Annotated in this window: 18 protein-coding genes and 2 CRISPR repeat arrays; of the genes, 3 read left to right on the top strand and 15 right to left on the bottom strand. The window is 48.7% G+C overall.

Annotated features, from left to right (window positions below; all coding sequences use genetic code 11):
• On the top strand, positions 1-2482 hold a 2482-nt coding region (locus BRW63_RS05860), incomplete at its 5' end, for a WD40 repeat domain-containing protein (protein WP_083582734.1).
• 87 nt (positions 2483-2569) lie between these two features.
• On the opposite strand, the gene moaA is transcribed toward BRW63_RS05860, so the two are convergent.
• From moaA to BRW63_RS05805, 13 genes are all read right to left on the bottom strand, one after another.
• Positions 2570-3556 (bottom strand): GTP 3',8-cyclase MoaA, encoded by a 987-nt coding sequence (gene moaA, locus BRW63_RS05855; RefSeq protein ID WP_073069972.1) that lies wholly within the window; start codon positions 3554-3556, stop codon positions 2570-2572.
• Positions 3557-3878: 322 nt separating this feature from the next.
• Positions 3879-4181: a GNAT family N-acetyltransferase gene (locus BRW63_RS28785; protein WP_223257303.1), complete on the bottom strand. Its 303-nt coding sequence runs from the start codon at positions 4179-4181 to the stop codon at positions 3879-3881.
• Positions 4182-4280: 99 nt separating this feature from the next.
• The gene (locus tag BRW63_RS28780; RefSeq protein WP_219898357.1) at positions 4281-4946 is read right to left on the bottom strand and encodes a GNAT family N-acetyltransferase; all 666 of its coding nucleotides are present in this window, start codon (positions 4944-4946) and stop codon (positions 4281-4283) included.
• 449 nt (positions 4947-5395) lie between these two features.
• A CRISPR array of direct repeats spans positions 5396-8033; the repeat unit is 36 nt; unit sequence GTTTCCATTCAACTGATTTCCCCAGCGAGTGGGGAC.
• A gap of 231 nt (positions 8034-8264) precedes the next feature.
• A CRISPR array of direct repeats spans positions 8265-12469; the repeat unit is 36 nt; unit sequence GTTTCCATTCAACTGATTTCCCCAGCGAGTGGGGAC.
• A 181-nt stretch (positions 12470-12650) separates the two neighbouring features.
• Positions 12651-12914 (bottom strand): CRISPR-associated endonuclease Cas2, encoded by a 264-nt coding sequence (gene cas2, locus BRW63_RS05845; protein ID WP_244913167.1) that lies wholly within the window; start codon positions 12912-12914, stop codon positions 12651-12653.
• A 98-nt stretch (positions 12915-13012) separates the two neighbouring features.
• On the bottom strand, positions 13013-14008 hold the full coding sequence (gene cas1, locus BRW63_RS05840; RefSeq protein WP_073069970.1) for a CRISPR-associated endonuclease Cas1: 996 nt from the start codon (positions 14006-14008) through the stop codon (positions 13013-13015).
• A 200-nt stretch (positions 14009-14208) separates the two neighbouring features.
• Complete coding sequence (locus BRW63_RS05835; RefSeq protein WP_073069969.1) at positions 14209-15477, bottom strand: hypothetical protein; 1269 nt, start codon at positions 15475-15477, stop codon at positions 14209-14211.
• Positions 15478-15496: 19 nt separating this feature from the next.
• Positions 15497-17050 carry a hypothetical protein gene (locus BRW63_RS05830; RefSeq protein ID WP_073069968.1) on the bottom strand — a complete coding sequence of 518 codons (1554 nt, stop codon included), beginning with the start codon at positions 17048-17050 and terminating at the stop codon, positions 15497-15499.
• A gap of 11 nt (positions 17051-17061) precedes the next feature.
• Complete coding sequence (locus BRW63_RS05825; RefSeq protein ID WP_073069967.1) at positions 17062-18732, bottom strand: hypothetical protein; 1671 nt, start codon at positions 18730-18732, stop codon at positions 17062-17064.
• 6 nt (positions 18733-18738) lie between these two features.
• A complete protein-coding gene (locus BRW63_RS05820) occupies positions 18739-19149 on the bottom strand; it encodes a hypothetical protein (protein ID WP_073069966.1) in 411 nt (136 codons plus the stop codon).
• Positions 19146-19973 (bottom strand): type III-B CRISPR module RAMP protein Cmr4, encoded by an 828-nt coding sequence (gene cmr4, locus BRW63_RS05815; protein WP_073069965.1) that lies wholly within the window; start codon positions 19971-19973, stop codon positions 19146-19148. Before cmr4 ends, BRW63_RS05820 begins: the two co-directional genes overlap by 4 nt.
• 11 nt (positions 19974-19984) lie before the next feature.
• Positions 19985-20887: a type III-B CRISPR module-associated protein Cmr3 gene (locus BRW63_RS05810; RefSeq protein WP_223257300.1), complete on the bottom strand. Its 903-nt coding sequence runs from the start codon at positions 20885-20887 to the stop codon at positions 19985-19987.
• Complete coding sequence (locus BRW63_RS28775) at positions 20856-20999, bottom strand: hypothetical protein (protein ID WP_223257299.1); 144 nt, start codon at positions 20997-20999, stop codon at positions 20856-20858. The genes BRW63_RS05810 and BRW63_RS28775 overlap by 32 nt, the downstream gene beginning before the upstream one ends.
• Complete coding sequence (locus BRW63_RS05805) at positions 20984-22531, bottom strand: Cas10/Cmr2 second palm domain-containing protein (protein ID WP_073069964.1); 1548 nt, start codon at positions 22529-22531, stop codon at positions 20984-20986. The genes BRW63_RS28775 and BRW63_RS05805 overlap by 16 nt, the downstream gene beginning before the upstream one ends.
• 180 nt (positions 22532-22711) lie before the next feature.
• On the opposite strand from BRW63_RS05805, the gene BRW63_RS05800 reads away from it, so the two are divergent.
• The gene (locus BRW63_RS05800; protein ID WP_073069963.1) at positions 22712-23896 is read left to right on the top strand and encodes a helix-turn-helix transcriptional regulator; all 1185 of its coding nucleotides are present in this window, start codon (positions 22712-22714) and stop codon (positions 23894-23896) included.
• A 490-nt stretch (positions 23897-24386) separates the two neighbouring features.
• Positions 24387-24632, top strand: a complete 246-nt coding sequence (locus BRW63_RS05795; protein ID WP_073069962.1) for a hypothetical protein — start codon at positions 24387-24389, stop codon at positions 24630-24632.
• Positions 24633-24790: 158 nt separating this feature from the next.
• Here BRW63_RS05795 and nblB read toward each other — a convergent pair whose 3' ends face one another.
• The gene (gene nblB / locus BRW63_RS05790) at positions 24791-25456 is read right to left on the bottom strand and encodes a phycobilisome degradation protein NblB (protein WP_073069961.1); all 666 of its coding nucleotides are present in this window, start codon (positions 25454-25456) and stop codon (positions 24791-24793) included.
• Between the two features lie 35 nt (positions 25457-25491).
• Positions 25492-25953, bottom strand: coding sequence for a CBS domain-containing protein (locus tag BRW63_RS05785; protein WP_073069960.1), 462 nt, complete (start codon positions 25951-25953; stop codon positions 25492-25494).
• Between the last annotated feature and the right edge of the window lie 83 nt (positions 25954-26036).

The raw sequence follows: 26036 nt of genomic DNA, 5'->3' as shown, positions 1-26036 counted from the left end.
TGATCTAGAAAAACAAATCATGTATTGGTTAGCAATTAACCGAGAAGGTGCCTCGCTAGCCGACTTTGCCGCAGATTTGGTGCCCACGGTGCAAAAGCGCCATCTCATGGAAGCGCTTGCATCTCTAGCCCGCAGACCTCTGATCGAAAAACACGGCGCAAGCTTCACCCTGCAACCTGTCGTCATGGAGTATGTCGCTGAAAAGTTGATTGACCAGGTGCATCAAGAAATCACCACGCAAGATTTGCATTTATTGACGAGTCATGCGCTGATGAAAGCCGATGTCGAAGATCAAGTGCGCGAGAGCCAGATTCGGATGATTGTGCAACCCTTGCTCGATCGCTTAATGGCACCGACGCATTGCAAATCGGAGATCGAAAAAAAGCTCAAGCAAGTGCTGTTCACCCTTCAAAAACAGGTTGATTGTGCAACCGGGTATGGTGCCGGAAATGTGATCAATTTGCTGCGGCAACTTAATGTAGATCTAACCGACTACGACTTTTCTAATCTGGCCGTGTGGCAAGCTCACCTGCAAGGGGCAACTTTGCATCAGGTCAACTTCAGTCATGCTGATCTAAGCAAATCGGTCTTTTCTGAGACGCTAGGAAATGTCTGGTCGGTGGCGTTTAGCCCTGATGGCAGTGTGCTGGCGGCAAGCGATACGGCAGGAGACATTCATCTGTGGCAACTGTGCGATCGTGACGGCACCTTGCTTCGCCATCGGTTAAAACTGCTCACTTGTCAGGGACATCAGCATTGGGTCTGCTCGATCGCATTCAGTCCCGATGGTCAAACCCTGGTGAGCAGCAGTACCGATAAAACCGTCAAACTGTGGGAAGTGAAAACGGGGGCATGTTTACAAACCTTTGAAGGGCACAGCGATTGGCTCGTCTCGGTGGCATTTAGTCCGATCGGTCAAATGGTAGCCAGTAGCAGCGTTGATCGCACCATCCGTTTATGGGATCTTCAGACTGGGAAATGTCTACGAATTTTAAATGGACATCAGCACTGGGTTTGCTCGATCGCGTTCAGCCCCGATGGTCAAACCTTGATTAGCGGCAGTGACGATCGCACCCTCAAACTGTGGAATATTCAAACCGGAGACTGTCTCAAAACATTAACCGGACACACGAGCGGAGTGCGCGGTGTGGACTTTAGCCCCGATGGTCAGACGGTGGTGAGTGGCAGTTATGACCACACTGTTAAGCTGTGGGATCTGGAGACAGAGCGCTGTTTGAACACCTTAACCGGACACACCAACGAGATTCGCTGCGTCAGTTTTAGCCCCGATGGTCAGAGGGTGGCCAGCAGCAGCTTCGATCGCACCCTCAAACTGTGGGATTGGCAAACCGGACAGTGCTTAAAAACCTTACAGGGACACACGGAACCCGTGCGCTCGGTAGCATTTAGCCCCAACGGTCAGATGTTAGCCAGCGGCAGCGCGGATCAATCGGTGCGGTTGTGGAACTGCCCCACGGGTGAATGCTTCAAAACCTTTCAGGGTTACACCAATTTTGTGTTATCGGTCGCCTTTAGCCCTGACAGCCAAACGATCGCCAGCACCAGCGCCGATCACACCCTCAAACTGTGGGATCGATCGGGGCAGTGTCTAAAAACCATGCACGGACATACTAACTGGGTGTGGTCAGTCGCATTTAGCCCCGATGGTCAAACCCTAGCGAGCGGCAGTTTTGACCAAACCATCCGCCTGTGGGATCGGCAAACGGGGCAGTGTCTAAAAACCATGCGCGGACATACTAACTGGGTGTGGTCAGTCGCATTTAGCCCTGACGGTCAACAGCTTGTGAGTTCTGGCTTTGATCAAACCATTCGGCTGTGGGACATCGCGACCGGGGACTGTCTGCGCGTCTTAAACACTCAAAGCCGCATCTGGTCAATTGCCTTCAGCCCTGATGGAGAATGGGTCGCGATCGGACTTGAAGATCACCACATTCAGCCTTGGAACCCTCTCACTGATCAACTGCTCACGCCCTTAAAAGGACACACGGGGCGCGTCTGCTCAGTCACCTTCAGCCGCGATCAGCAAACGCTACTCAGCAGCAGTGACGATCACACCGTTAAACGCTGGAGTTTACAGACTGGAGAATGTTTGCAAACGCTACACGATCGAGATTGCGTCAAGTCTGCCATCTTCAGCGCAGATGAAAACACGATCATCAGTGGTGGGTTAGATCACACGCTTAAATTCTGGAATACCAACACTGGAGCTTGTGAGCATGTCTTGCAAGGGCACCGCGATCGCATCTGGTCAGTGGCTTGCAGCAGCGATGGCACCACGATCGCCAGTGGCAGCGAAGACGAAACCATGCGCCTTTGGGATGCGAACACCGGGGTGTGTTTAAAAGTGGTGCGAAATCCGCGACCTTATGAGGGCATGAATATTACAGGCATGACTGGCTCAACCGACGCGCAAAAAGCCACCCTCAAAACATTGGGTGCAGTCGATTTGAGCGAACTATAGCAATCCTAAGTGAATGGTGGGATGGGCATCTTGCCCGTACAGGCTGGAAGCCTGTCCCACTCTCGCAACTGAAATAGGATTGCTATCTTAACCCCCGATTTGAGACATCGTGCGGCTATAGGTTCCGGCGGTGCCAGACTCGCGTTGTTTGTAGTTGATTTCTGGCTTCAAGCTTAAAAGATCGCTGACTTGTTCTCGTAGCTGTGAAGTCGGAACGCCCGATCGTAACCCTGTTTTCAAGTCAAGCTGCCCGTCTTCGTTGAGCAAACAAGGGCGCAGCCAACCATCGGCAGAAAGCCTCATGCGATTGCAGCGATCGCAAAAGCATTCTGACATTTGGCTAATAAATCCCAGCGTTCCTTTAGCGCCCGGAATTTGAAAGACATCGGCGGGACCGTTTCCCTGCACTTGTGAGGTTGTGAGTCCCCAACGATCGCGAATCTGTCGCCGCAAGTCTTCTGAACTCACCCAACCTTTGTGATTAAACAAATCATCGTTTCCGATCGGCATAAACTCGATAAAGCGGATATGCCATTCACGATCGAGACTCAACGCCGCCAGGTTTAACACTTCGTGATCGTTGACTCCAGGAATCACTACAACATTCAGCTTTAAAGGGTTAAAGCCCACCTGATAAGCTGTTTGAATGCCAGCCCAAACCTGTTGCCAGCGCGATCGCCCGCGATTGCCGACAATTTTGTCAAAGGTTTCTGGCTCTAAGGAATCTAAACTAATGTTGATGCGCCGCAGCCCCGCGCTATAGAGATCTTGCGCCAGCCCTTCTAGCAAAAAGGCATTGGTCGTCATAGACAGATCTTGTGTTTCGGGAAACTGAGCAATCTCTCGAACAATATCTACCACACCCGGACGAATCAAAGGTTCGCCCCCGGTTAAGCGAAATCGGGTAAACCCAACGGGAATGAAGACTTCGCGCAAAAGGGTTGAGAGTTCGGCTTGAGTCAGCAGATCTTGCTGCAACACATAGTCAATGTCTGCTCCTTCAGGCATGCAATATTGACATCGAAAGTTGCAGCGATCGATCAGACTAATTCGGAGATAATCAACTCGGTTCATGATCCTATTGTAGGGAACCCCAAGTATAAATGCTGGGGCTTTCAAGACCCGCCCGAAGAGTCGGGGAGCTTAGAAAGCCGGAACTTACCAGCTTAGGTATTAACCGACTTCGTTTTTTTAACGTCAGTTCGACGAGTTTTTTCGCTGCGTTGTCAACGGCTTCTGCCCCCTAAATCCCCCATTCTGGGGAACTTTGAACCGGAAATTTTGGCTTGAAATCCGCCAATTTTGGAGGATTTAGGTAGCTCTCCCGAATTCACAACCGGAGCGAACCGCTTCTGTTGAACTGAGGTTTTTTTTAGTCAAAGAGAACGGGAGATCGCTAAACAGAAAGCTCTTTGCAGTAGACGATGTTTGCGAACAACTGGCGGAACCCAACAGACTGATAGAGCCGTAGAGCGCCCGATGGGTTTTCAGAATCAACGCCTAGCAGAGCAGTGTCTACACCTTTCGCTTTGAGGCGATCGAGTCCTGTCAGCAACATTGCCCGACCCAAGCCAAGTTTACGAAATCCCCGACGAGTGCCTAAATCAGCAATCCAGCCTTCATTACGCCCCGTCCGAGCATTGTCTCGTGGGTAGATGAAGCTCAGGCAAAAAGCGGCGAACGTCCCGTCTGGCGCGATCGCTACCAGATCTATAGCAATCCTATTTCAGTTGTAAGAATGGGACAGGCCTCCAGCCTGTACGAGCGAGATGCCCATCCCCCAATTCATTTAGGATTGCTATAGATCAGCAGCATAGTCGGGATTTTTCATCCAGTACTGCCGCTGTTCGATCGTTAAAGGGTGAAAGTCCCAGTGATCGATAAAGGTCTGGTTAAACATCTCAACCCAGGCTTCTGTCTCGGTTTCGTGGAGTGATCGGACTGTATATCCATTTGGAAGTTGTGGTGTGATCAGTGGCTCGGTCATCGAACGAGCCATGCGGTAGAAGGAGCGGGTAATCGTGAAGCCAGACTTTTCCAGCAAGGCAATCCGACTTACCTGACTCTCTCGGACACCCGATCGCAACTTGACAGATCGGGGTGTGGTTAGTCCGATTTTCCGCGTCCATTCCTCCGCCCAGGCGAGAATTTGGTCTTCTATGCCCTGACCCCTGACATCGGGATGAACCTTAAATCCCAGGAAGCCGTCTTGCACGTCTGTTGCACTCGGCACCCACATCCAGCCATATCCGGTCAATCTGCCCTGCGCGTCTTCCCACAATCGGAGATCGCGCGCAGCTTCAAAGTCTGGATCTGCAAATTCGAGCCGTAGCTCTTCGACCGAGGTTTCTTGGTCTAAATGGTCTACGGCATCGCAAGCGTTTATCAGATCTACGATCGCTTGCAAATCTGCTTCACCTGCATACGATCGAGTTCTGAATGATTGTTTGATCAGGGCTGACATGATGCACCTCGGCAACAATTGAGAGGATGCAGAGAGCTACATCAGCCAAGCATTGAATTTCGTACAATTTGAAGTATGTTTGTAGTATTTCCTGTTAAACCTAAGAGCGGCTGAGATTCAGAGTATGAGTCGTGAGGTCTGACATTCTCTAAGCCTAAGCAGGGAGTTTGTTAAAAAAGTTGCTGCCTTGAGAGGACAATAGTCTTTTAAGAGAGAGCCTTTAACTTGAGTTTGCCTATTCTTAGAAGTTATGAGGTTATTGCAGCAAGTATCACATTTGCTGAAAAATTGCTCGGAAGAGAAAACGTTACGAGCAATACTTTGGACAATTGTTTGCAATGTCTTTGGAGAAGCGATCGCTCGTATAAGTTTTACCTGATGCCTTTGATTTTCCCAGCGAGTGGGACAAAAATCTAAAGCTGTTCCCGAATTTCTTCGTTCACTATTCCGTTTCCATTCAACTGATTTCCCCAGCGAGTGGGGACTACAAGAACGCGATCGTATCCAGGCAGATGCAGAGTTGTTTCCATTCAACTGATTTCCCCAGCGAGTGGGGACATCTATCCCGGCAAATGCCTGCGACTTCGCTATCTCTCGTTTCCATTCAACTGATTTCCCCAGCGAGTGGGGACGTTCCAAATAATTTTGGTTTCGTTGTTGTAAAGCCCCGGTTTCCATTCAACTGATTTCCCCAGCGAGTGGGGACATGAACGATCGCGTCTTAATCACAGACCATCCTCGCCAGGTTTCCATTCAACTGATTTCCCCAGCGAGTGGGGACTTAAAGCACAACGCTGGATTTGTCCAGCCCAGTTCGCGTGTTCCCTGGGTTTCCATTCAACTGATTTCCCCAGCGAGTGGGGACCGACACGATTAAAGTTGCCAAGGCAATGACCGACGGCATGCAAGCTGTTTCCATTCAACTGATTTCCCCAGCGAGTGGGGACTGCGAAGTCGAATGGGCTTACTGTTCAGTCGATTATCAAGTTTCCATTCAACTGATTTCCCCAGCGAGTGGGGACTCCAATCGCATCGACTTACGCCACATCGAAACCCATTCGTTTCCATTCAACTGATTTCCCCAGCGAGTGGGGACGTTTTAAGCTCAGTCGCCAGCCGTCGCGATAGCTTAGTCGTTTCCATTCAACTGATTTCCCCAGCGAGTGGGGACTTGAACTTGCCTGTCCGAGAGCAAGCTTTTTCGCCGGGTTTCCATTCAACTGATTTCCCCAGCGAGTGGGGACTTGCCGCTTTTGCGGGTTTTTCGCAATCACTTAGTCATTTAGTTTCCATTCAACTGATTTCCCCAGCGAGTGGGGACAAGAACTGCTTCAGGATAGTCGTCTGCAACTGAGACGAAAGTTTCCATTCAACTGATTTCCCCAGCGAGTGGGGACTTTTCATGGGATTAGACAAGGTTGCTGTGGTTTAAGAAGTTTCCATTCAACTGATTTCCCCAGCGAGTGGGGACTCAAGAATGTGACTGGGTTCAACTTCTGCAACTTATCGGTTTCCATTCAACTGATTTCCCCAGCGAGTGGGGACCTTACACCAACAACTTCGGGAAAGGTGGGTACGCAGGGATAGTTGCGTTCACGTTTCCATTCAACTGATTTCCCCAGCGAGTGGGGACTGAAGGGTTTGTTGAGTTTGTAAACGGGCTACTTGCCCTCACAAGTTTCCATTCAACTGATTTCCCCAGCGAGTGGGGACATGCAGTTCGACTATGCGACTAGGTATCGGTGGTACAAAGGTTTCCATTCAACTGATTTCCCCAGCGAGTGGGGACAAGTTTGAGCTAGTTCCGGCTGAAAAGACTCAAACTCGTTTCCATTCAACTGATTTCCCCAGCGAGTGGGGACTGACAAGGGTGACGCTGACACGGCTTACCTCATTGACGTTTCCATTCAACTGATTTCCCCAGCGAGTGGGGACTGTATAACGCTTTATCTGCTACAGAGTAGCTAGATAGGCTGACTTTGTTGTTTCCATTCAACTGATTTCCCCAGCGAGTGGGGACCCTCATTTCGGTGCCGCTATTGGTGGCATTGACGATCGCGGGTTTCCATTCAACTGATTTCCCCAGCGAGTGGGGACATGTCAAGCTCACTGCCAAGACAGAGGTTCTGAAGGCTGCTTAGTTTCCATTCAACTGATTTCCCCAGCGAGTGGGGACTTAGAAGCGCTTGCTTGCTGACCTGTATTGACTCGTAACTTATCGTTTCCATTCAACTGATTTCCCCAGCGAGTGGGGACTCGGATGATTTTCTTAATCAATTAATTGCATACAGCAAGTTTCCATTCAACTGATTTCCCCAGCGAGTGGGGACGCGTAAACCCGTCCCACGACCATTGTTCCGTCTCAAGTTTCCATTCAACTGATTTCCCCAGCGAGTGGGGACTATCAATCAGGGATACAACAAGCGCGTCGCATTTTTGTTTCCATTCAACTGATTTCCCCAGCGAGTGGGGACGATGGGCGATGTTGCGCCCGATGTATTCGATATTAAAAGGTTTCCATTCAACTGATTTCCCCAGCGAGTGGGGACAGGTCAATTTCAGAACGATATCATTGCCGTTCCTGTAACGAAGTTTCCATTCAACTGATTTCCCCAGCGAGTGGGGACAAACAATTTGATGTCGAGCCACAGCCCAGTATCAAGGTTTCCATTCAACTGATTTCCCCAGCGAGTGGGGACATTGTGTCCTGTGGAGGCGCACCACTCGAAATTGTGAAGTTTCCATTCAACTGATTTCCCCAGCGAGTGGGGACCTCACTACGCTCCGCTATGGATGACCTTCCTGTTATCTACGCTTGTTGTTAGGTTTCCATTCAACTGATTTCCCCAGCGAGTGGGGACTTGAGAAGGGGTTTTGTTCGCCTCAAAACGGTGTAATTGAGTTTCCATTCAACTGATTTCCCCAGCGAGTGGGGACTCCAGTTTTTTTGGCTCCGACCGTTCCCGATGTGACGGGTTTCCATTCAACTGATTTCCCCAGCGAGTGGGGACCTCTCAATGGATCTGATGACGCTAACTACCTACTGTTGGCGTTTCCATTCAACTGATTTCCCCAGCGAGTGGGGACTTGAGTATCCAAGCCTCTCCTCTGCCCGATTGAGTTGGCTCAATGTGGAGTTTCCATTCAACGGGTGCGACCTCCATCCGATACATTGGAAAAAACCGATTACCTTTTGCTCCATAAGGGTTTTGAGTGCCTGTAAAATTGATCAATGAATAATCAAAAGGACTACTGTGAAATCGTTCAAAAACCTTATCAGCAGGAGGCTTGAGTCACTTTAGTATCAGGTAGAGGTCGCACCCCCATTCAACTGATTTCCCCAGCGAGTGGGGACAAGAGTTGCCGCCTATCTTCCCAAGCACATTGACGATGTTTCCATTCAACTGATTTCCCCAGCGAGTGGGGACCCGATGACCAGTGCAGTGTACGACGGCATCCACAAACAGATGGTTTCCATTCAACTGATTTCCCCAGCGAGTGGGGACTGGAAGTTCATCGTGTAGCCGATTTGCGCTATCGTGTTTCCATTCAACTGATTTCCCCAGCGAGTGGGGACGCGGTTTATATGTCAGACGATCGTAGGCGATACCTCGATGGGTTTCCATTCAACTGATTTCCCCAGCGAGTGGGGACTTTTACCTCCGTCCGACCGGAACCAGCTACCGCCTCTATGCGTTTCCATTCAACTGATTTCCCCAGCGAGTGGGGACTTGTGGAGCTTAGGAAACGAGCAGGAGTTACTCAAAAGGCAGGTTTCCATTCAACTGATTTCCCCAGCGAGTGGGGACTTTCAACGAGCCAGTAGTTAGCGGGGGCAACGCTGCCAGAGTTTCCATTCAACTGATTTCCCCAGCGAGTGGGGACTTTGATGGCTTCAATGGCTAATCTTTGTGCTATCAATGTTTAGTTTCCATTCAACTGATTTCCCCAGCGAGTGGGGACTAATAATCGATTTGTTTTTAGGGATAAAATAAGGACAGAAAGTTTCCATTCAACTGATTTCCCCAGCGAGTGGGGACCAGTTCTCCCACGCAAGCTACTGAGAATATACTCACAAGTTTCCATTCAACTGATTTCCCCAGCGAGTGGGGACCAGATTACCGATTGGTACTCAATCGAGTTGTGGAGCAAAGCGTTTCCATTCAACTGATTTCCCCAGCGAGTGGGGACGAATATTACGAACTATGGTTTGGCGAGTATCCCTACGGTTTCCATTCAACTGATTTCCCCAGCGAGTGGGGACGGAATGATATCGTTCTCAAACTGTGACTTGCTGAAGTTTCCATTCAACTGATTTCCCCAGCGAGTGGGGACAATGAAGCGGCTATCGAAACAGATGACCCGTTCCTCTGGTTTCCATTCAACTGATTTCCCCAGCGAGTGGGGACTTCCGGCTGATGCCGTGACTGATGACGTGGTGGATACATGTTTCCATTCAACTGATTTCCCCAGCGAGTGGGGACCAGTCAAACAGGAAAGCGATCGAAGACGCTTTAAGTACCGTTTCCATTCAACTGATTTCCCCAGCGAGTGGGGACAAGTTTGGCATCAAATTACCTTGCCGGGTGGCGTTTCAAGTTTCCATTCAACTGATTTCCCCAGCGAGTGGGGACCTGAGATGACACATACTGGATAACAGCACCGTTAAGGTCGTTTCCATTCAACTGATTTCCCCAGCGAGTGGGGACATCGACAACCTGAAACGTGTAGCGAATATTAGGGCGGTTTCCATTCAACTGATTTCCCCAGCGAGTGGGGACCCGTTTCACTCAGCCCATCGCTGTTGGCATCGATCCCGGGTTTCCATTCAACTGATTTCCCCAGCGAGTGGGGACTGGTGATGCTTTTGCCTGTGAGCGTTCCCGCACTAGAAGTTTCCATTCAACTGATTTCCCCAGCGAGTGGGGACGAAGTGCGAAGATATCCTAACTGATATCCCTGTTGACCACTGTTTCCATTCAACTGATTTCCCCAGCGAGTGGGGACCCTCAGTCTGGGCCGTCTTTGCTGCAAGAAGCAGCAAGAATTGTTTCCATTCAACTGATTTCCCCAGCGAGTGGGGACATGCTGTTGGTGCGCCTCGTGGTTGTGCAACAACGGGCGGGTTTCCATTCAACTGATTTCCCCAGCGAGTGGGGACCTGAGCTGCGGTCGCTGCTCCAACATCACTCGCAACCGCACGTTTCCATTCAACTGATTTCCCCAGCGAGTGGGGACTTCCCACCCGGATCGCGATCGGCTTTTGGAGCCGCAAGTTTCCATTCAACTGATTTCCCCAGCGAGTGGGGACACGAGCGTGTTTGACGTTAGCCCGTCTAGCGATCGCCCTGAGTTTCCATTCAACTGATTTCCCCAGCGAGTGGGGACGTGAACCGTGCCCAGTTGCTTGAATCAGCAAAGGCTTAGTTTCCATTCAACTGATTTCCCCAGCGAGTGGGGACCTGGGTTGATCCTTCTGGATATTTGTGGGTAATTGCCAAGTTTCCATTCAACTGATTTCCCCAGCGAGTGGGGACTCAGTGAAGCGGCTGCGCTAAAAGCCAGATAAAGCCTTGAGGTGCTGGTTTCCATTCAACTGATTTCCCCAGCGAGTGGGGACAGGAATTGAGGGGCATCTACACCCATCACAAAACCGCGATCGAGGTTTCCATTCAACTGATTTCCCCAGCGAGTGGGGACAATAATCGATGGTCGAGAGGGCAGGAAATCACGCTGACGAGTTTCCATTCAACTGATTTCCCCAGCGAGTGGGGACCGAAGAGACAGAAATCCAACCAACTAGGCAATGACGGGGGTTTCCATTCAACTGATTTCCCCAGCGAGTGGGGACTAATAGATTCTTCAATAGCGTCTGCACCTAATGTTTGAGTTTCCATTCAACTGATTTCCCCAGCGAGTGGGGACTTATTGCTGGAATTGAAGACAAACTAGAAAAAGTATGTTTCCATTCAACTGATTTCCCCAGCGAGTGGGGACTTAATGGGATTAAGCTAGGACTGCTTCATCTACAGTGAAAGTAATAGTTTCCATTCAACTGATTTCCCCAGCGAGTGGGGACTTGTGGAATGTCCGTGCGAGCAATCTACCGGACAAGGGAGTTTCCATTCAACTGATTTCCCCAGCGAGTGGGGACAAGACTGACTTTTTAGTGTGGACTGACCCGCGATTCTAGTTTCCATTCAACTGATTTCCCCAGCGAGTGGGGACAAGCATGGACCAAAGCTTGCGAACAGGCACAGATTCACAGTTTCCATTCAACTGATTTCCCCAGCGAGTGGGGACACTCGATCGGGTGCCAGCATGAGCATCAATCTAAGCAGTTTCCATTCAACTGATTTCCCCAGCGAGTGGGAACCAACGCTTTCAGAAGCACCATAACCACGTCATCAGCTATCGCATCATTCAGGTTTCCATTCAACTGATTTCCCCAGCGAGTGGGGACCTCTGCATTCGACTCAAAGCTATCTCCTGATCAGTAAGTTTCCATTCAACTGATTTCCCCAGCGAGTGGGGACAACAGCGATGATGCACCCGCAGACGGCGTTGTAAGCGGTCAAGGTTTCCATTCAACTGATTTCCCCAGCGAGTGGGGACTGGAAATCTGCCCCGTGTGGATGTTGCAACCAAGTTTCCATTCAACTGATTTCCCCAGCGAGTGGGGACTGTTTGTCTCGGTAAGGCAGAGCGTCTAAGACTTGAAGGGTCTCATGTTTCCATTCAACTGATTTCCCCAGCGAGTGGGGACGGCAAAGTCGCCTCTTATAGAGGGATGCCGATCGTGGTTTCCATTCAACTGATTTCCCCAGCGAGTGGGGACTTGGTGAGATAACATTGAGTCAAGTTAATTATTTGGTTGCGTTTCCATTCAACTGATTTCCCCAGCGAGTGGGGACACACCTCCCACTCGACTAATTACGATCGCCACTGAGAAACGAGGTTTCCATTCAACTGATTTCCCCAGCGAGTGGGGACTTTCACTACAAGACCGCTCAAAAGCTTTTACAGCAAGGGTTTCCATTCAACTGATTTCCCCAGCGAGTGGGGACCATTGAAACCTCAATCCCTTACAACCAACTTAGTTCAGTGGCGAGTTTCCATTCAACTGATTTCCCCAGCGAGTGGGGACATGGCGATCGCCGCCTCGGATGGTGGAGAGGGCATTCAGGTTTCCATTCAACTGATTTCCCCAGCGAGTGGGGACTAACGTGAGCGCACAGCCCTGAAGGAGGGTTTCCCTCGTTTCCATTCAACTGATTTCCCCAGCGAGTGGGGACCTATGTTCAAATCGTAGGCAGAGTGAGCCGCCCTTCACCAGTTTCCATTCAACTGATTTCCCCAGCGAGTGGGGACACGATCGCAGTTCACGCTCAGTTGGTATCGCTGATTTAGGGGTTTCCATTCAACTGATTTCCCCAGCGAGTGGGGACTTGGAATTCTTAGAGATCAAGCTGGTCAAGATGAGTCAGGTTTCCATTCAACTGATTTCCCCAGCGAGTGGGGACTCTCTTACTTTAAAGCCAACTCCCGCAAAGAGTCCAGCTTTCAATTGCGAACCTCAGCCATAACTGGGACAAATCTAGCAAATCTTACCTCCTTAAAACCGCCAAAAGCCTTTCACTGTTTGAGATCGAAGCTCAAAACCAAAACATTAGACACTCACCCGATCGTCCTCAGCCTCGACCCCTAGACCACGATCGATCCCTGACGCTCCGTCAACGGCAACCCACCCCAAACCTCAACCTGCCTCACCGTATGCCCCGACATCGGATACATCCGCAAACTGTCTTCAGGCAACTTCACCACCTTCCCCAACCGCACCTTTAACTCCCGAAACTCAAGCGGAGACAGCACACACTCAAACACACTATATTGCACCCTCTGTCCATAAGCACACAACACATTTGCCACTTTAGTTCGGCGCTTTTGGCAAGAAATATCATACGCCACAAGATACAGCAACCTCTTACCCCCTACCGAATCTGATAAGACTCATACTCCGACGACACGCGAAATAATCCCGAAAGGGCTGTGCCAGAATGCCGACCCTACCGAATCTGATAAGACTCATACTCCGACGACACCTGAATCACAGCCTGCCGAAAGCGCTTCACCTGCCGATTCAAAAGCTCCCACCGAGGAGCCATCACTCCTGGCGCGACCTGCACCTGTTCCTCCATCCGCATAATCAATGCCGTCAACAGCTTTTTGCGCCCCGACTCATTCAAATAGCACCCGCCCGTAGCCGGAAACTCAAAATCGTCCACCGCATTCACCATCCGCCGATTCACCAGATACAACACCAGCGAGTCTACGATTGGCGCTCGAAACACCTCAATGAGATCCGATGCCAACGCTGGGTGTCGCTCACTGCCCTGATGCAAACACGCCTCATAGGGATCTAACCCCTGCAACTCAATCAAACTCAGTAAATGATTCCACAACACCTGATAGCCAAAACTCAGCATCGCATTCATTGGGTCGCCCGGTGGACGCTTCGATCGCCCGGCCCACTTAAAATCCGACTGCTCAACACATGCTCCAAACACCCCAAAATAGCTGGCTGCCCCTGCCCCTTCATAACCCATCAACTGCTCGATCGACGTGGCTTGAGTCACCTGCTGTGCTAATTGCGCTAGCTGTGTGATCGCGCCTAACAATTCTGCACTTGCTTGCCGCCTGTGCTGTCGTTGCAAAATCACGCGACTATTCTTTAACTTTGCACCCACAATCAGTCGTGCGATCGCGAGTCTCGTCGTTGCCGATAGCGCATATTGCTGTCGTGCCAGCGATCGATAGCCGCTGGTCACAGGCAACACTCGCCCATAGCAGCGACCCATCCGAGACAGATAAGCGATCGGAATGTTGCGAAATAGGCACGATCGAATTAACTGCGTGGTCAACTGCGACTGACCAAAGACCAGAATTTGTTCGAGCATGGGCAACTGTGCCTCTTGCAAAAGAGTCTTGCCCTGCTTCACCAATATGCAATCTTGCCGCAGCGATACGTGACAACCCTGTTGAGAGATGTAGAGCGATTCCATAAATTCCTCCTGTGTTATTCCGATCCACAAGAGAGAGGCGGCAGTTTCAGGAGCGGTTTTTGCGGAACTTTTAGCGTTTAGTACAAAATTCTTCTGTAAATTCTCTGTCCTACTAGTTTTTGTTGATTGTGCGATTAATTTTGTAATTCATGGGTTGCGATCGTAATTGCGGTTAGAGTTGGGCAATTCTTCCAATTGGGTTATAGGGTGCGATCGAGTAAGCCGCAAATCTGTTGGTTCAGGCGATCGAAAGGATTTTGGGCAGGTAAGGTGATGATTGCTTGCAGAATCGTTTTCAAAAGCTTCTGCAACTTGTCCAGATCTTGAATCTCAGAAACGCCCTCTAGACGGTGTACCAAGTCATTGCGATCGTCTACGTATTTTTTGAGTTCCCGTAACACAGGTAGCAATGTCGCTAGCTCAGGGTAATGTTCCAGAATCGCCATCATAATGGGAACATTCACAAAACCAGATAATTTTAACAATTCTCCGTTCGGCATCCGACAGTACCGCAAATGCTGCATTAGAGAACCATTCTCCACGGTTTGAAGATCATTCCATACTGCTTCTAGTTTGCGCTCCTTACCCGTTCTTAAATCCACTGAAGTTTTGGTTGCAATCAGTGCCCTCAGAGAAGTTTCCTGGAACGAGGACAGTAATACCAAAAATTCTGCATACTCCCGATTTTTTAGCTTTGTTTGAGCATTCAAATAACATTCTCTAGCCAGGGCAGCATAACTCCGTTGCCGCAAGGCATCAATTTCTTTAGACCACTGCTCATCAATTGCTAAATTAATTGACTGAATGGATTGAGAAGCACGATTAAAATCAAAAACCGATCGGCAATGCCCGTACTTCAATAATGATTCCGCAATAGGTCTAGTGAGATTACTCGTCTGAAGTGTAACCAATGCCCCGCTATAGTTGTAATCCTGGATTTGCTGTTTGACAACTTTGAGATCCAGTTCATCCTTGAGACTATTCACATCCGAGTAAAAGACATGGGTTTGTCCAGAGCGCATTTCTTTGGGATTACGAACCTGCCACACATGGCTGCGAGACGCATAGCCCAATGCCTGTAAAACGCTCCAGGCTGTTTTCATCGCTGGTGTACCGGAAGAGGCATTAAATTCCAGAAGATCTTCTGGGGTTTGATACGCCCTCGCTTGCTGCACAGCCTTGCGTGCCTCCTGGGTTGCTAGGAATGGATTAACCGGGTCGTCAGAGAAGGCTTCGGAGACAGGCAGCACCGCAATGGTGTCTTGAGTCAAGGTCGGGACTTCAGACACGAGCCATTGGCAGGTATCGATCGCATTTTGCTGGGTGCTGTCTGTGTGCAACAGAAATACCCTTTTAAGGGTATGCTGCGTAGCAACCAGATGGCGAACTAACGTGACGATCGACCCTTCGGTTTCTGTTTTAGCGAAGGGGTCTTGTTGCCCGACGAAGGAAAGGATGATACTTGCCATTGCAATGTTGGGGTCAGGGTTAAAGGTGGGCGATCGCGCTTTTCAATTTCTGATGCACCTGCGCCATTAAGCTGGCATCTTCTAAAGATTTAAATTCTTTAGACAAATCTGTTTTTGCGATGAAGTTCAAAAACTTTAAAAGTCTACCTTGCCACTCTTCTGAAGTCGAAACTCCCCAGAATTCCCATAACTTCTCTTTAGAGATTCCTTGAATCTGATGCATAATAAAATTTCTTTTTTCACAAACATTATTTTCTTTATCTGAGTCCCAAAATATTTTCAATTCTCCACACTCTTGTTTATACTCGCTCCTACATGATCGAAATAGTTTGCAAATAGTAGCTAGATCTAGCTCGACCCCATTATCTTTCTCAATTTTGCATTTCAATTTTGCTAAATCGTCATTTGGATCACCATTTTGCTTAAACTTAGCTTTAGAAAAATAACCTTTAGGATCTGACAATACTGAACACTTCAGGTAAGACATTCCTTTTTTAATCTCAATGTGGTTATTGCCACCAAACTCATAGTTAACCCAAGCTGAAAAAATTCCTTCAAAGGCACGAAAACTATGGAAAAAAGCCTCAACGATATTGTCCTGATTTTGACGTGTTAAAGCCAGATATGCTTCCTCATAAGCAATCCACCACCAGTTTTCTTCTTTTGTACGTTCTTGAATATCTTTAACTAATTCAGGATACTTTTCGAGCAGATTGTCATTTCTAAATTGATCGCTAAATTTCTCAAACTCGGCAGAATTCCATTGGATAGCGGAACTCAATAAAACTCGCGTGTCATCATCTTTTAAGTAGGACTTAAGCAATATTTGTATACCTGGGTAATCAGGGCGATCGAGCAACGCCTTTGCTTCCTGCAAGCGAATTGCGCTGAGGTATTTAGAACTCGCGATCATGCGGGTTATCTTAGGGACATACTCACTGCTGACCAGAAACTGAACGCGATCGCCAAACTTTGCCAAACTCGCAAATTGCACCGCCGAAGAAATCGCAGGAGTCCCCGCCTGATGGCTCACATAAACCGTTTCCGGCTCAATGTCTAAACTGCCAATTTTTCGCCGCACTAAACCCAAAACTGCATCCCAATCGTCTAAACCCGGCTCTAAAGAATCTGGCTCCAGCATCAGCGGTGTCAGCTTTGCCTCTGGAAAATGCTTCTGAAAATAGCCTTCCAAAATGGGACAAAGCTGACAAGTATCCTGCCAATAAGGACAGCGATTTGTCTCGCGTTCTGCTTCAGGAAAGATATTTTCCTGATTGCTCATCAAGATAATGATGAGGTCGATCGCAGTTCCCTGATCTTTCAGCTTCTGTGTAAAGCCTTTCAATAGCGGAAAGTCCAGATAAGGACGAACTTCATCAGGTAATCTGTCATAGGCAATGCCAAGCACCCTGGCAGGTAATCGATAGGGTTCACCCTCATCATCGATCGATCTAGCTGGCTCAAAAGGCAATCTGTGAAGCGACTTTTTAATATCCTGCCACCAATCATTCCAGTGTTCATTCGTAGTAAGCTGCACATCACTACTGCCCGTTGTTACTAGCCAAATATTCATGTTTGATTTCTCTACCAAAGCTGTTTGAAGTCAGTCTCTTGAGCCAAGAATTTTAGAAAATCTTGTGCCTTTTGTTTCTCTTGCTCATTCCTTGTGACGTTTGGAAAAATCGTCAGCAGTTCAGCATACTGATCAGTCGGTTTCCAGACATCTTTGCCTTCACTAGTCGTAACTCTGCGAAACCGGGGATACATTCGATGCCACATTCGACCCACCTGGCTCATTTGTCCAGTTAACTCAGATTGCTTGATCGAGAATCCTTTCTTATAGTCCTGGTGCAGCCAATCGATCGCAAGATGGTCTTCTTCATCTTCAGCCAATCGTCCCCAGACTTGCACATTATCTTTGCGCCAAGCTTCCCGAATTCCAGAAGTTGGATTGCTTCGATTAGCAATGTTCTGTAACTCAAAAAACTCTTTCCCCTTTACGTGAAAGGTGTCTAGAAATTTGGCGATCGGTGCAAGGTTATCACCAAATGGAATGTATAAGGGATAGGAACGCTTCGTAAACTGCCAGTGGCAACCAATCATCTGCCGCTGGTAGTCTGGAAAGAATTTGCGATGATCTGCGCGTCGCCAAGATTTCCCAAATCCTCCTAGCAGCATGGCAAACTTCATCAACCGGATCGTGAATAGTCTTAACTCGTCTCGCTGTTCTGGCGTGAGGTCAGACTTCATCAACAAAACATCTAGCACTGCATCCCCCGTCTCATACACAGGAGCCACGTTATTTCGATTCACAGGCGATCGCCATTCATCTAGCTCCAGATCCGGCGCACTAAAAGCAATGCCTAGTAAGCCGACCGTCGCCTCTTCTCCTTTGCCAATTCCACCCCACAACCGCTTCGTAATTGTGTCAACCGTCTTCTCGTCGGTGATGCCATTAAACAAGCGTCGCGTGTGCCCCCGCAGTGCTGCCTTGAAAATGTTCGATCGAAACTCGCCCTGCCCATTGATCAGTTTAGAAGCTTGCCCTTCACCCGATAGCGCAAAGCCTATCAGCTTGTTGCCACTGTGGGTTGAAATTTGCCCATAGCCCGCACTTACCCGCGAACCGAGTCCTCGTTCTAGTGCTGCCTGCCAGACTTTCCAGACCGTTTCCCATTGATCATTAATCAACGGTTCTGTGCTAGAAATCCCAAATACAAAGGTTGGTTGATGCAGTGAAATCAAAATATTAGGGCTGTGGCTACTTTGATCTTTGGTCTGAAAATCTTCTTGAGGATGCACTATATCAACTAGCGAATCATTCAGCCACTCAGCATTCTTAGGATAGCCGCCATGAAAGCGCAACACTCCCGGATGAAGTTCTCCATCTTTGCCTTTGCCACCGCAAAATTGCAACACCTCATCAGCAGGACAAAGCTGCTTGCAAGCTCTCAAAAATGCGCCCTTCATGCTAGAGCCAGGAAAGTAAGCCCAGCCTCGATCGCCAATCACCGGACGAATCACTCCGGCATCTTGACCGCTATTTGTCACCATCCGCCAAGTGAATCGACACTCGCGAGTTTTGACATGCGCCTCAAACTGCGGAACCGTTTTATGGTCACAGGCTTCTTGCCATTGCTTCGCCCAGTCGTAGGCTTGTTGATCCTCTTTCTGGTGCGGAATCAACCGCTGAATCTGCGATCGTCCCCCCACCTGCGCCTGAAACATCAATGGAACATAATCATGATCTGGCATGTTGCATTACCTTCCATTGCTTGGCTTTTTGTATCGCTGTGTCCACCAAACTAAGCTATTGCAAAGCTCGATTAAAATTGCCAAAGCAATCTTGCGCTGCTCAATATCAAAAGCCCACAGCTTTGCTGACATGGCTTTGATCGAGTTAGTGTCTTTAGTGTTAACTTTGTCATTCGGAATGGTGATTCCTGCTTGCTTCATGATCTGGCAAAGTTCATCCCACGTTGCCTTCCAGAACGCTGCCTTGTGTTGATCTTGCTCCTTCTGGTCGAGTCGCAAATGTTCTCCCCAAAACCGTTCTAGTCCATAAACAGTAGTAGCGCGCATCTTGTGGCTTTCACCCAAAACATCTTGATCGCGGAACTTCAGCACCAAATCGTGGGCAGTGCGATCGATTTCGTATAGCTTCCAAGTCATGCGGCTACTCCTTCGCCCTTGAGCGTAATCTGACAATTACCAAACCCGATCGACTCTAGCCCACCCAAGTAAATTTCACCGCTTTGATTTCCTTCACCAAAGGGCATCCAAGATTGCTGCGGTTCAGTGGCTCGAATAGCGATCGGGAAAACCATCACCGTTCCTTCGGGCAGTGCTTCGGTGTTGAAAAATCCACCCCCATCTACCCGTTTCTCGTTATCCTTCAGACGCACTCGACTTTGACGATAAAGCGCCATATCGTGGATCATCCCAATCTCATTGTCAGCCACGATCACCGCAGGCAGTTCCTCACCATCGGGAAACCAAATTTTCAGACTCTCTGTTTGCTTAAGTTCCAAAAATCCAAAGTTGAAGAAGAGCTTCTTTTTGCGCTCTACATCAAGTGTTTTTAGCGTTGATGAACCTGTGTATTCTTTAGGTATCTTAGCGTTCTTAAGTTCGTCACCCACGATGCGCTGATAGCGCTTCAGTAGCTTTGGACAACTGACCCATACGACAGGCTGACCCGGACAAAAGACGGGCAACCACAGCAATGACGCATACTCAAACTTAATCACTGATTCTGTTGTTGAATCTGACTCAACTGTGTCTGCGGATGCACCGTACCAGTGGTTCTCACTGCCTGCCTGATCGCGTCGCATCTCCGATCGAAACCGTCCTCGAATCGAGCTACCAGGAACAATCCCGGTTTGAGTAAACTGATCTCGAAAGACCAGATTGAGGTTGCCATTTTCTTCTCCTGCCGTTGCTCCAACATGAAGCGGTGCCAGGGTTTCGATAATACCGTAAGCTCGTTGATACATGACCATTTTCCCTATATAACACCATCAATTTCAACTGGGAGACATAGCCCACAGCCTAAATGCTTGAGTGGAAAACCTTCCTTCGGAAACCACGCTTCTGGAAAGTCCCACCAGGTTTTTTCTAAAGCCTGTTTGAAGACGTAGACTGTCCCCGCTGGCACTGCATAGCGACCACGCCCTAACCTGCCCCGTTCCGTCGATCGATGACCAGTGCGGTAACGATAAGGAATCGGCTTATCTGTTAACATCTTCATTCCTGTTTTGGGAAATTCAGAATGTTTTGGATAGCGGTAAGAAAGATGATTAGACCCCCAAGCTCCAGGTGTGATCAGGGCACAAGCTTTCTGAATTTTGGTGCTGAGTAGTTGGTGAATTGTGCTGTCTGGGGTAATCTCCTTAGAACAAATTTCAACCATGTGTCCTTCCCCGCCAAAGCGATACCAGCCATCTGGCAAGGGGTAAGTAGACAGATAGACTAAGCAACAATCCTCATCCATTTGCACAGCGTTTTCTAGAAATAGTCCATCCTTCTCCAAAACGTGCCGTTCATTTTGTTTCATGTGTGGATGTAAGAATGAAACAGGCTCCCAAGGCACATTGCTCATTTCCTTGTTCTTACGAATCTTTGAAGCGTTTCGTTGCCACGCATCAATGCGTTGCCATCGGTATTCCACTTCTAGATCCAATTTTTCTGAATCACGCTCCCATTTGCGTTGGGGATTGAGCTTCCATTCGTCGTCTTTGTCTTCTCCAATAATTCGATGGCGGGGTATCGGAACGTAGAAAGCTTCTGGATCATTTTGCTTTGCCCAAAAAGCGCCAGAAACAAATAGTTCATGCTTAAGCGTGTCGTGGGGAGCAATTTCATGGTGCTTGTTGGCACTAAAGGAAAAGTCCTGCCAGCGTTGAGGCATCGGGTGGAAATTTTGAGCCAGAGCGACCGACTAAATTCTCAGGTGACAAAAAAGCGCCTGCACTGCCATAGAGAAAGCCCAAGGGCGAAACAATGATTAGGTATTTGAACATAACTGCCATCCCACCTGTACTAAATCCTCGACCCACTGCACGATCGCACTAGCGCTGTTGCCTCCTGCGATCGCCGTCCATTGTCGATTTTTTTGAATTTCTTGCCCCAGCCCATCGAAGTAGAGGTCGAGCATTGCTAATGCCAAATCTGGCTCAATTTTGTTTTTATTCACCTCACGAGATCGAATCGCATGACGCGATTTTAGGTGTGCCCAGTCGTTGTAAAGATGGGCCCAGTTTTTGCCACCGTCGCGATCTCGATACTTCATCAAAATGTTCAGGTAATCCCAGGGACACGTCCATTGCACAAATTGCCCACTGTTGAACACGACTCGTATTGTGACGCGATCGCGCCCTTTGGTTTTTGCTAGTTTCTCCGCCTCACGACAGTGCTGAAGAATATCTCGCTGCGGAACTCGGTTTGCAGCCCAAACTAATCCAACGCTGACGGTAATATCTTGGCGATGAGTTTGCCATTGTTGCTTAAACTGATTCAGCCATTTTAGAGCTTCGCTGAACAGTTCTTTTGCACCGAGTTCAGAACTGTAGAGGATACCCAGAAAGTCATCTCCTCCAGCGTAGATTACTCGTCCAAGTTCTTTAGAAAATGTGTGTTTGAAGGTTCTCCCCCAATCCCGCATGGCTCCGCTAAATGCTTTTTGTCCTTCATCGTCAGGAATGCTTTTGAGCTTATCGCCAACTTTGTCACCATCTCCCATAAACCAGCCCGTCCATTGCTCTCGTTTTTGGCTGATTTCGGTGAAGCTTTCTCCTAGGGGAGTCATGCCAATTTGTTTAGCTATTACATGATAGGTAACAAGCCGCTTCACAAGTTCTGGAATGCTAAGACGCTCATTTACGGCAATGTATCGACCTTCAATTTCATCCTTTGAAGGAGTATCTTCTGCACGATTGCGATCGGGATTGTCTAACACCCAAGCTAACTGCCGATAGAAAGTGTCTAGTTGCTGTTTCTCGGTATGAGTGAGGCTGCGTCCTGGTTCAGAATTCTGCTGTCCGAGACGATGCCATGCGATCGCATCTGTTCCAGTTAAGCTAGAACTATCGCCCGTCCAGTTAATGCCTACCCAGTCACGTTTGAGTTTACGGCGCTCTAAATCGAGCATGGCGGCATCAGAGGTTTCACCTTGCCCCCAAAAAACCTCCCAGGTATAGCGATGCCATTTTTCCCACTCCTGCGCCCAGTGAAACTCTTCTGGTGCAAAGTCGAGATTTTCTTCTAACCAAATTTGACAAACTCTCAGAACCTCTTTCCAAGATTGTGATATTGCATTACTGACCTGGTTGCGATCGATCGTGCCTCGTACCAAAATGCGGTTTGGCATTCCTTCCTGCACGTTAATCGATGCAGGTGAAATCACCTCGCAATCCGGTGAATTTTTCGCAGCTTCAGCGATCTGCTGACTCAAGTAGGAAAGAATTAGCGATGCGCCAAACAAGTCTCGCAGTTTACGAGACTTCTCAATAAAACCTTGAACTGGGGCAAAACTGATGGCGGTGTAGATCGTCATGCAGGTCAATCTCGTTAGGTAAGGCGGCAGATTTCTTCTCACTGTAGCCAAGCTTGCCCATTTGCTCCTAGCAACTAACAATAATTCATCTGTTTTTATATAAAGCTGAAATATCTACCATGTAAGCTTTTTGAAGAGATCGGGTATTTCTAATGAATATTGCTAATTGCTTGACAAATCATGCCTGAATCAATTGATCTGCATCCTTATCGCGATCGTGCCGCCCTCGATCGGCTCCTATTGCTGATCGCCACCTTCGTCCAGCATCCGGGTATCGGCGATCGCGATCCGCTAGAAACTGACACTACAGTTGAAGCGGCTTTAGAGTTGGTGCAAGCTGCAATGCAAATGATCGCCCAGACCCAGGGCATCCAACTACCTCATTACTCGATTCCAACCCTTCGCAAAGATTTAGTGACCTTACGACGGTATGGCATTCTGAGCCAGAGACGTTATCGATCGGGCTACTACTTGGGAACAGGTGGCTTAACCCAAAGTGAACTGCGTCTTGCCCTCAATGCTTTAGCTTCACTGGCAAAATACCAAGGCGATCCACAAGCTCGTCAGGCGCAAGTGCAGTTAAAGCGTCGTTTGCGAGGATTAGATCTGGAACTCGATGGCAATTTGTTTTACCCAGTGCGAGAGCATCTCAATCGCGCGATCGTGGCAACAGATCCCGATGAAATGATCCGACGAGGCGCAAACCAAGATACCTTATTTCACCAACTGGAGGTTCTAGAACCTGCAATTTGTCAGGGGCAAGCGATCGAACTGGTGCAGTATCTCAATCCCTATGGTCGTCAGGACTACGCTACCCTTCAGATCTACCCCCTCCAACTGATTTATCATGATGTTGCTTGGTATTTGTTGGGCGAGAGATTGGAGGACGGACATCTTGTCATCTATCGCATGAATCGCCTCAAGAATTACTGCAAAATCTTGAGAAGTGAAGGGAGAGGAAGTGATCTCCAACGACAAAGTTTGACCCTCGCCCATCGCCTGCTTAAAAATGGGTGGGGATTATTTTTAGGAAACCCAACAGAGCAGAAAGCTGAGTTAACAGAGCAATTGACATTTGATCTGGTCAAAGTGAGATTTTATCCCCCTGTGAGTCGCTTTATTGTCGAAGGCAACTACCGTCATCCCCATCAAAAGATATTATTGGGTGCGATTAACCCTGAAACGGACGAACCTGAATATGTAGACTACCAGATTAAGCTGCCTAGCCGTTCTCTCCAAGAGTTTGGTTTCTGGCTTTGTCGCTATATGGAACATGTTCAGATTTTGGCACCTGCGAGTTTAGCGCAACAACACTATGCGGCTGCACAAACCCTAGTAAAACGCTACTCTGAGAGAAATAATTGACTAGAGGAGTATTACTATGTTGTACGACAAACGGACGTAGGGGCATCATTAAACTTGCAACTCAAGCGATCGAGATGTAGGACAACTTAGATCTTGCACCTCTCGCAACAACCGCCCAGAACTCAAGTTCCTGGCTCATCGCTCAAACCCATTGAAATGGGTTGAAATTTTGGCTCGGTTCTCTTCAGAGAACTTTGGCGATTAGCCCGAATTTTAACTCAGGGCGGGCGAGCGGGAAGTAGTTGAGACGGGTGCAAGATCCGAGTTAACGATCGAGATGCTAAATTGACGTGAGTTCGACAAACGTGGTTCGCTGCAATTATGAATTCGGGAAACCCCTTAAATCCCCAAAATTTTCGGTTCAAAGTCCCCCAATTTTGGGGGATTTAGGGGGCAGAAGCCGTTGAGAACGAAGCGAAAAAACTCGTCGAACTCACGCTAAATTGAAACTAGTCTGCTTTCAACAACCACTTCACCAGCAGGTAAAACGATGGATGCCTACACGCCCGTTAGCTGTGACTTTCACGATGAGCTAGAAGCGATTGCTACGCTACGCCAGACTTGTCGGATAACCTACCGTACTGAGGCAAATGTCACTGATGAGATTGAAGGACGAATTGCCGACGTGTATGCCGCCAATTACGCCGACTACGTGAAACTGGAAGACGGCACCGTGATTCGACTAGATCACATCATTTTGATGAACGACCAACAGGTTTCCTTCTGCACAGATTAGTTGAGTGCCTGTCTGACTCAACTCAAACTGAAGGTCGCGATCGCCACCCTGACAAAGACAGTCTGAGAACAAAAGTCTGGTCAAGACTCAAACAAGCACAGGCAGCGATTCAACTTGCTGCTTTATCCGTCTAGCAGTATGGGTAAGGGTGCGCCTACTTATTTAATTGCCTCTAAACAGTTTTTTGCTTGTTGGGCAACTTGTTCTGTGTCATCGGTTGCTAGAGTTTCTAGCATCGATCGGGCTTCTGGAGTGTTTAATGCGCCCAATGCTTGCACCACTCGATATCGAATCTGCCAATCTGGGTTAGTGGCATAAGGAATGATCAGATCGACTGCGCGAACGTCTCCTAGTTCTCCGAGAGACCCAATTGCTGCCGTTTTCAGTAAGTCGTTATCTGATGCTAAGGCTTCTTCTAATAACTCAAACGCCCGCAGATTGCCCAACTCACCCAGTGTGGCAACAATGCTAAAGCTGACCAACCACTCAGGAGTGCGCCGATAGAGCGCTTCTAGATCGTCAAACGCTTCGGTGAGTTTTAAAGCGCCGATCGAGTCTGCTGCGGCTGCCTGCACGTCGGGTTCGGGGTCAAGCAACCCGGCTCTCAATATCTTTAGTGACGCTTCTAGGTCTTGCCGCCCTAGGGATGAGAGTTGACTCACCGCCGCATAGCGCACCCGCACATTGCTGTCTACCACGGGCGCTTTAATTAACTCAAACGCGATCGCCGGATCAAGTTGACGCAAGTGATTAATTGCCCGCAGTCGCTCACCAAAATCTGCGGATTCAAGAGCAGCTTTAACCGAATCAGGAGTAGTAGTCATCGTTAAATCAAAAATAAGAGTCTTAAGTGCTGGATCTATTGCCCTGCCGCCATCGCCCGCACGATATCGCCACGGGTGAGAATGCCTACCACCTGCCCCGCGCTGTCTAAGACGGGTAAGCGGCGAATGTTGCGATCGTGCATCACTCTAGCGGCATCCGGTAAGGACTTGTCGGCAGTGGTGGAGATCGGATCGCGAGACATGACTTCACCCACGGTTTGCCCCAAGGCTTTGTGCAGATCTTTCTGATAGCGAGTCGGATTTTCGAGATAAATCACACTGTCGAGAATCATGATATAAGCGGGAGGCGTGACTCCGGTTTCTTGCCACATCAGATCGGTTTCAGAAATTACGCCAATTAGTTTACCCGTCTCATCGACTACGGGCAACCCACTGATCTTACGCTCTGCGAGGGCTTGAATTACTTCTGTGATGGAGGTTTCGGGACGCACCGTGATGGGGTCACGTGTCATCACATCCGCAACGGTTTTGAGCATGGGTCACGATCGTTCTAAAGGTCTAAGACCATTATTTAGGAATTCGGGGATCAACTTCGATCGGGTTCATAGGTTGTAATAAA

It is taken from the genome of Phormidesmis priestleyi ULC007, assembly GCF_001895925.1.
GTDB classification, from domain to species: Bacteria; Cyanobacteriota; Cyanobacteriia; order Leptolyngbyales; family Leptolyngbyaceae; genus Phormidesmis_A; species Phormidesmis_A priestleyi_A.
The sequence above is the reverse complement of the archived record's forward strand: the minus strand, read 5'-3'. Positions and strand labels throughout refer to the sequence as shown.

Coding starts and splice junctions, on each gene's coding strand:
- cas1 (WP_073069970.1), bottom strand. CDS start 14,008: ATGGAATCGCTCTACATCTCTCAACAGGGTTGTCACGTATCGCTGCGG.
- BRW63_RS05835 (WP_073069969.1), bottom strand. CDS start 15,477: ATGGCAAGTATCATCCTTTCCTTCGTCGGGCAACAAGACCCCTTCGCT.
- BRW63_RS05795 (WP_073069962.1), top strand. CDS start 24,387: ATGGATGCCTACACGCCCGTTAGCTGTGACTTTCACGATGAGCTAGAA.
- BRW63_RS05810 (WP_223257300.1), bottom strand. CDS start 20,887: ATGCCTCAACGCTGGCAGGACTTTTCCTTTAGTGCCAACAAGCACCAT.
- BRW63_RS28775 (WP_223257299.1), bottom strand. CDS start 20,999: ATGTTCAAATACCTAATCATTGTTTCGCCCTTGGGCTTTCTCTATGGC.
- BRW63_RS05820 (WP_073069966.1), bottom strand. CDS start 19,149: ATGACTTGGAAGCTATACGAAATCGATCGCACTGCCCACGATTTGGTG.
- BRW63_RS05830 (WP_073069968.1), bottom strand. CDS start 17,050: ATGAATATTTGGCTAGTAACAACGGGCAGTAGTGATGTGCAGCTTACT.
- moaA (WP_073069972.1), bottom strand. CDS start 3,556: ATGAACCGAGTTGATTATCTCCGAATTAGTCTGATCGATCGCTGCAAC.
- cmr4 (WP_073069965.1), bottom strand. CDS start 19,973: ATGTATCAACGAGCTTACGGTATTATCGAAACCCTGGCACCGCTTCAT.
- nblB (WP_073069961.1), bottom strand. CDS start 25,456: ATGACTACTACTCCTGATTCGGTTAAAGCTGCTCTTGAATCCGCAGAT.
- BRW63_RS05825 (WP_073069967.1), bottom strand. CDS start 18,732: ATGCCAGATCATGATTATGTTCCATTGATGTTTCAGGCGCAGGTGGGG.
- BRW63_RS05785 (WP_073069960.1), bottom strand. CDS start 25,953: ATGCTCAAAACCGTTGCGGATGTGATGACACGTGACCCCATCACGGTG.
- BRW63_RS28780 (WP_219898357.1), bottom strand. CDS start 4,946: ATGTCAGCCCTGATCAAACAATCATTCAGAACTCGATCGTATGCAGGT.
- BRW63_RS05805 (WP_073069964.1), bottom strand. CDS start 22,531: ATGACGATCTACACCGCCATCAGTTTTGCCCCAGTTCAAGGTTTTATT.
- BRW63_RS05800 (WP_073069963.1), top strand. CDS start 22,712: ATGCCTGAATCAATTGATCTGCATCCTTATCGCGATCGTGCCGCCCTC.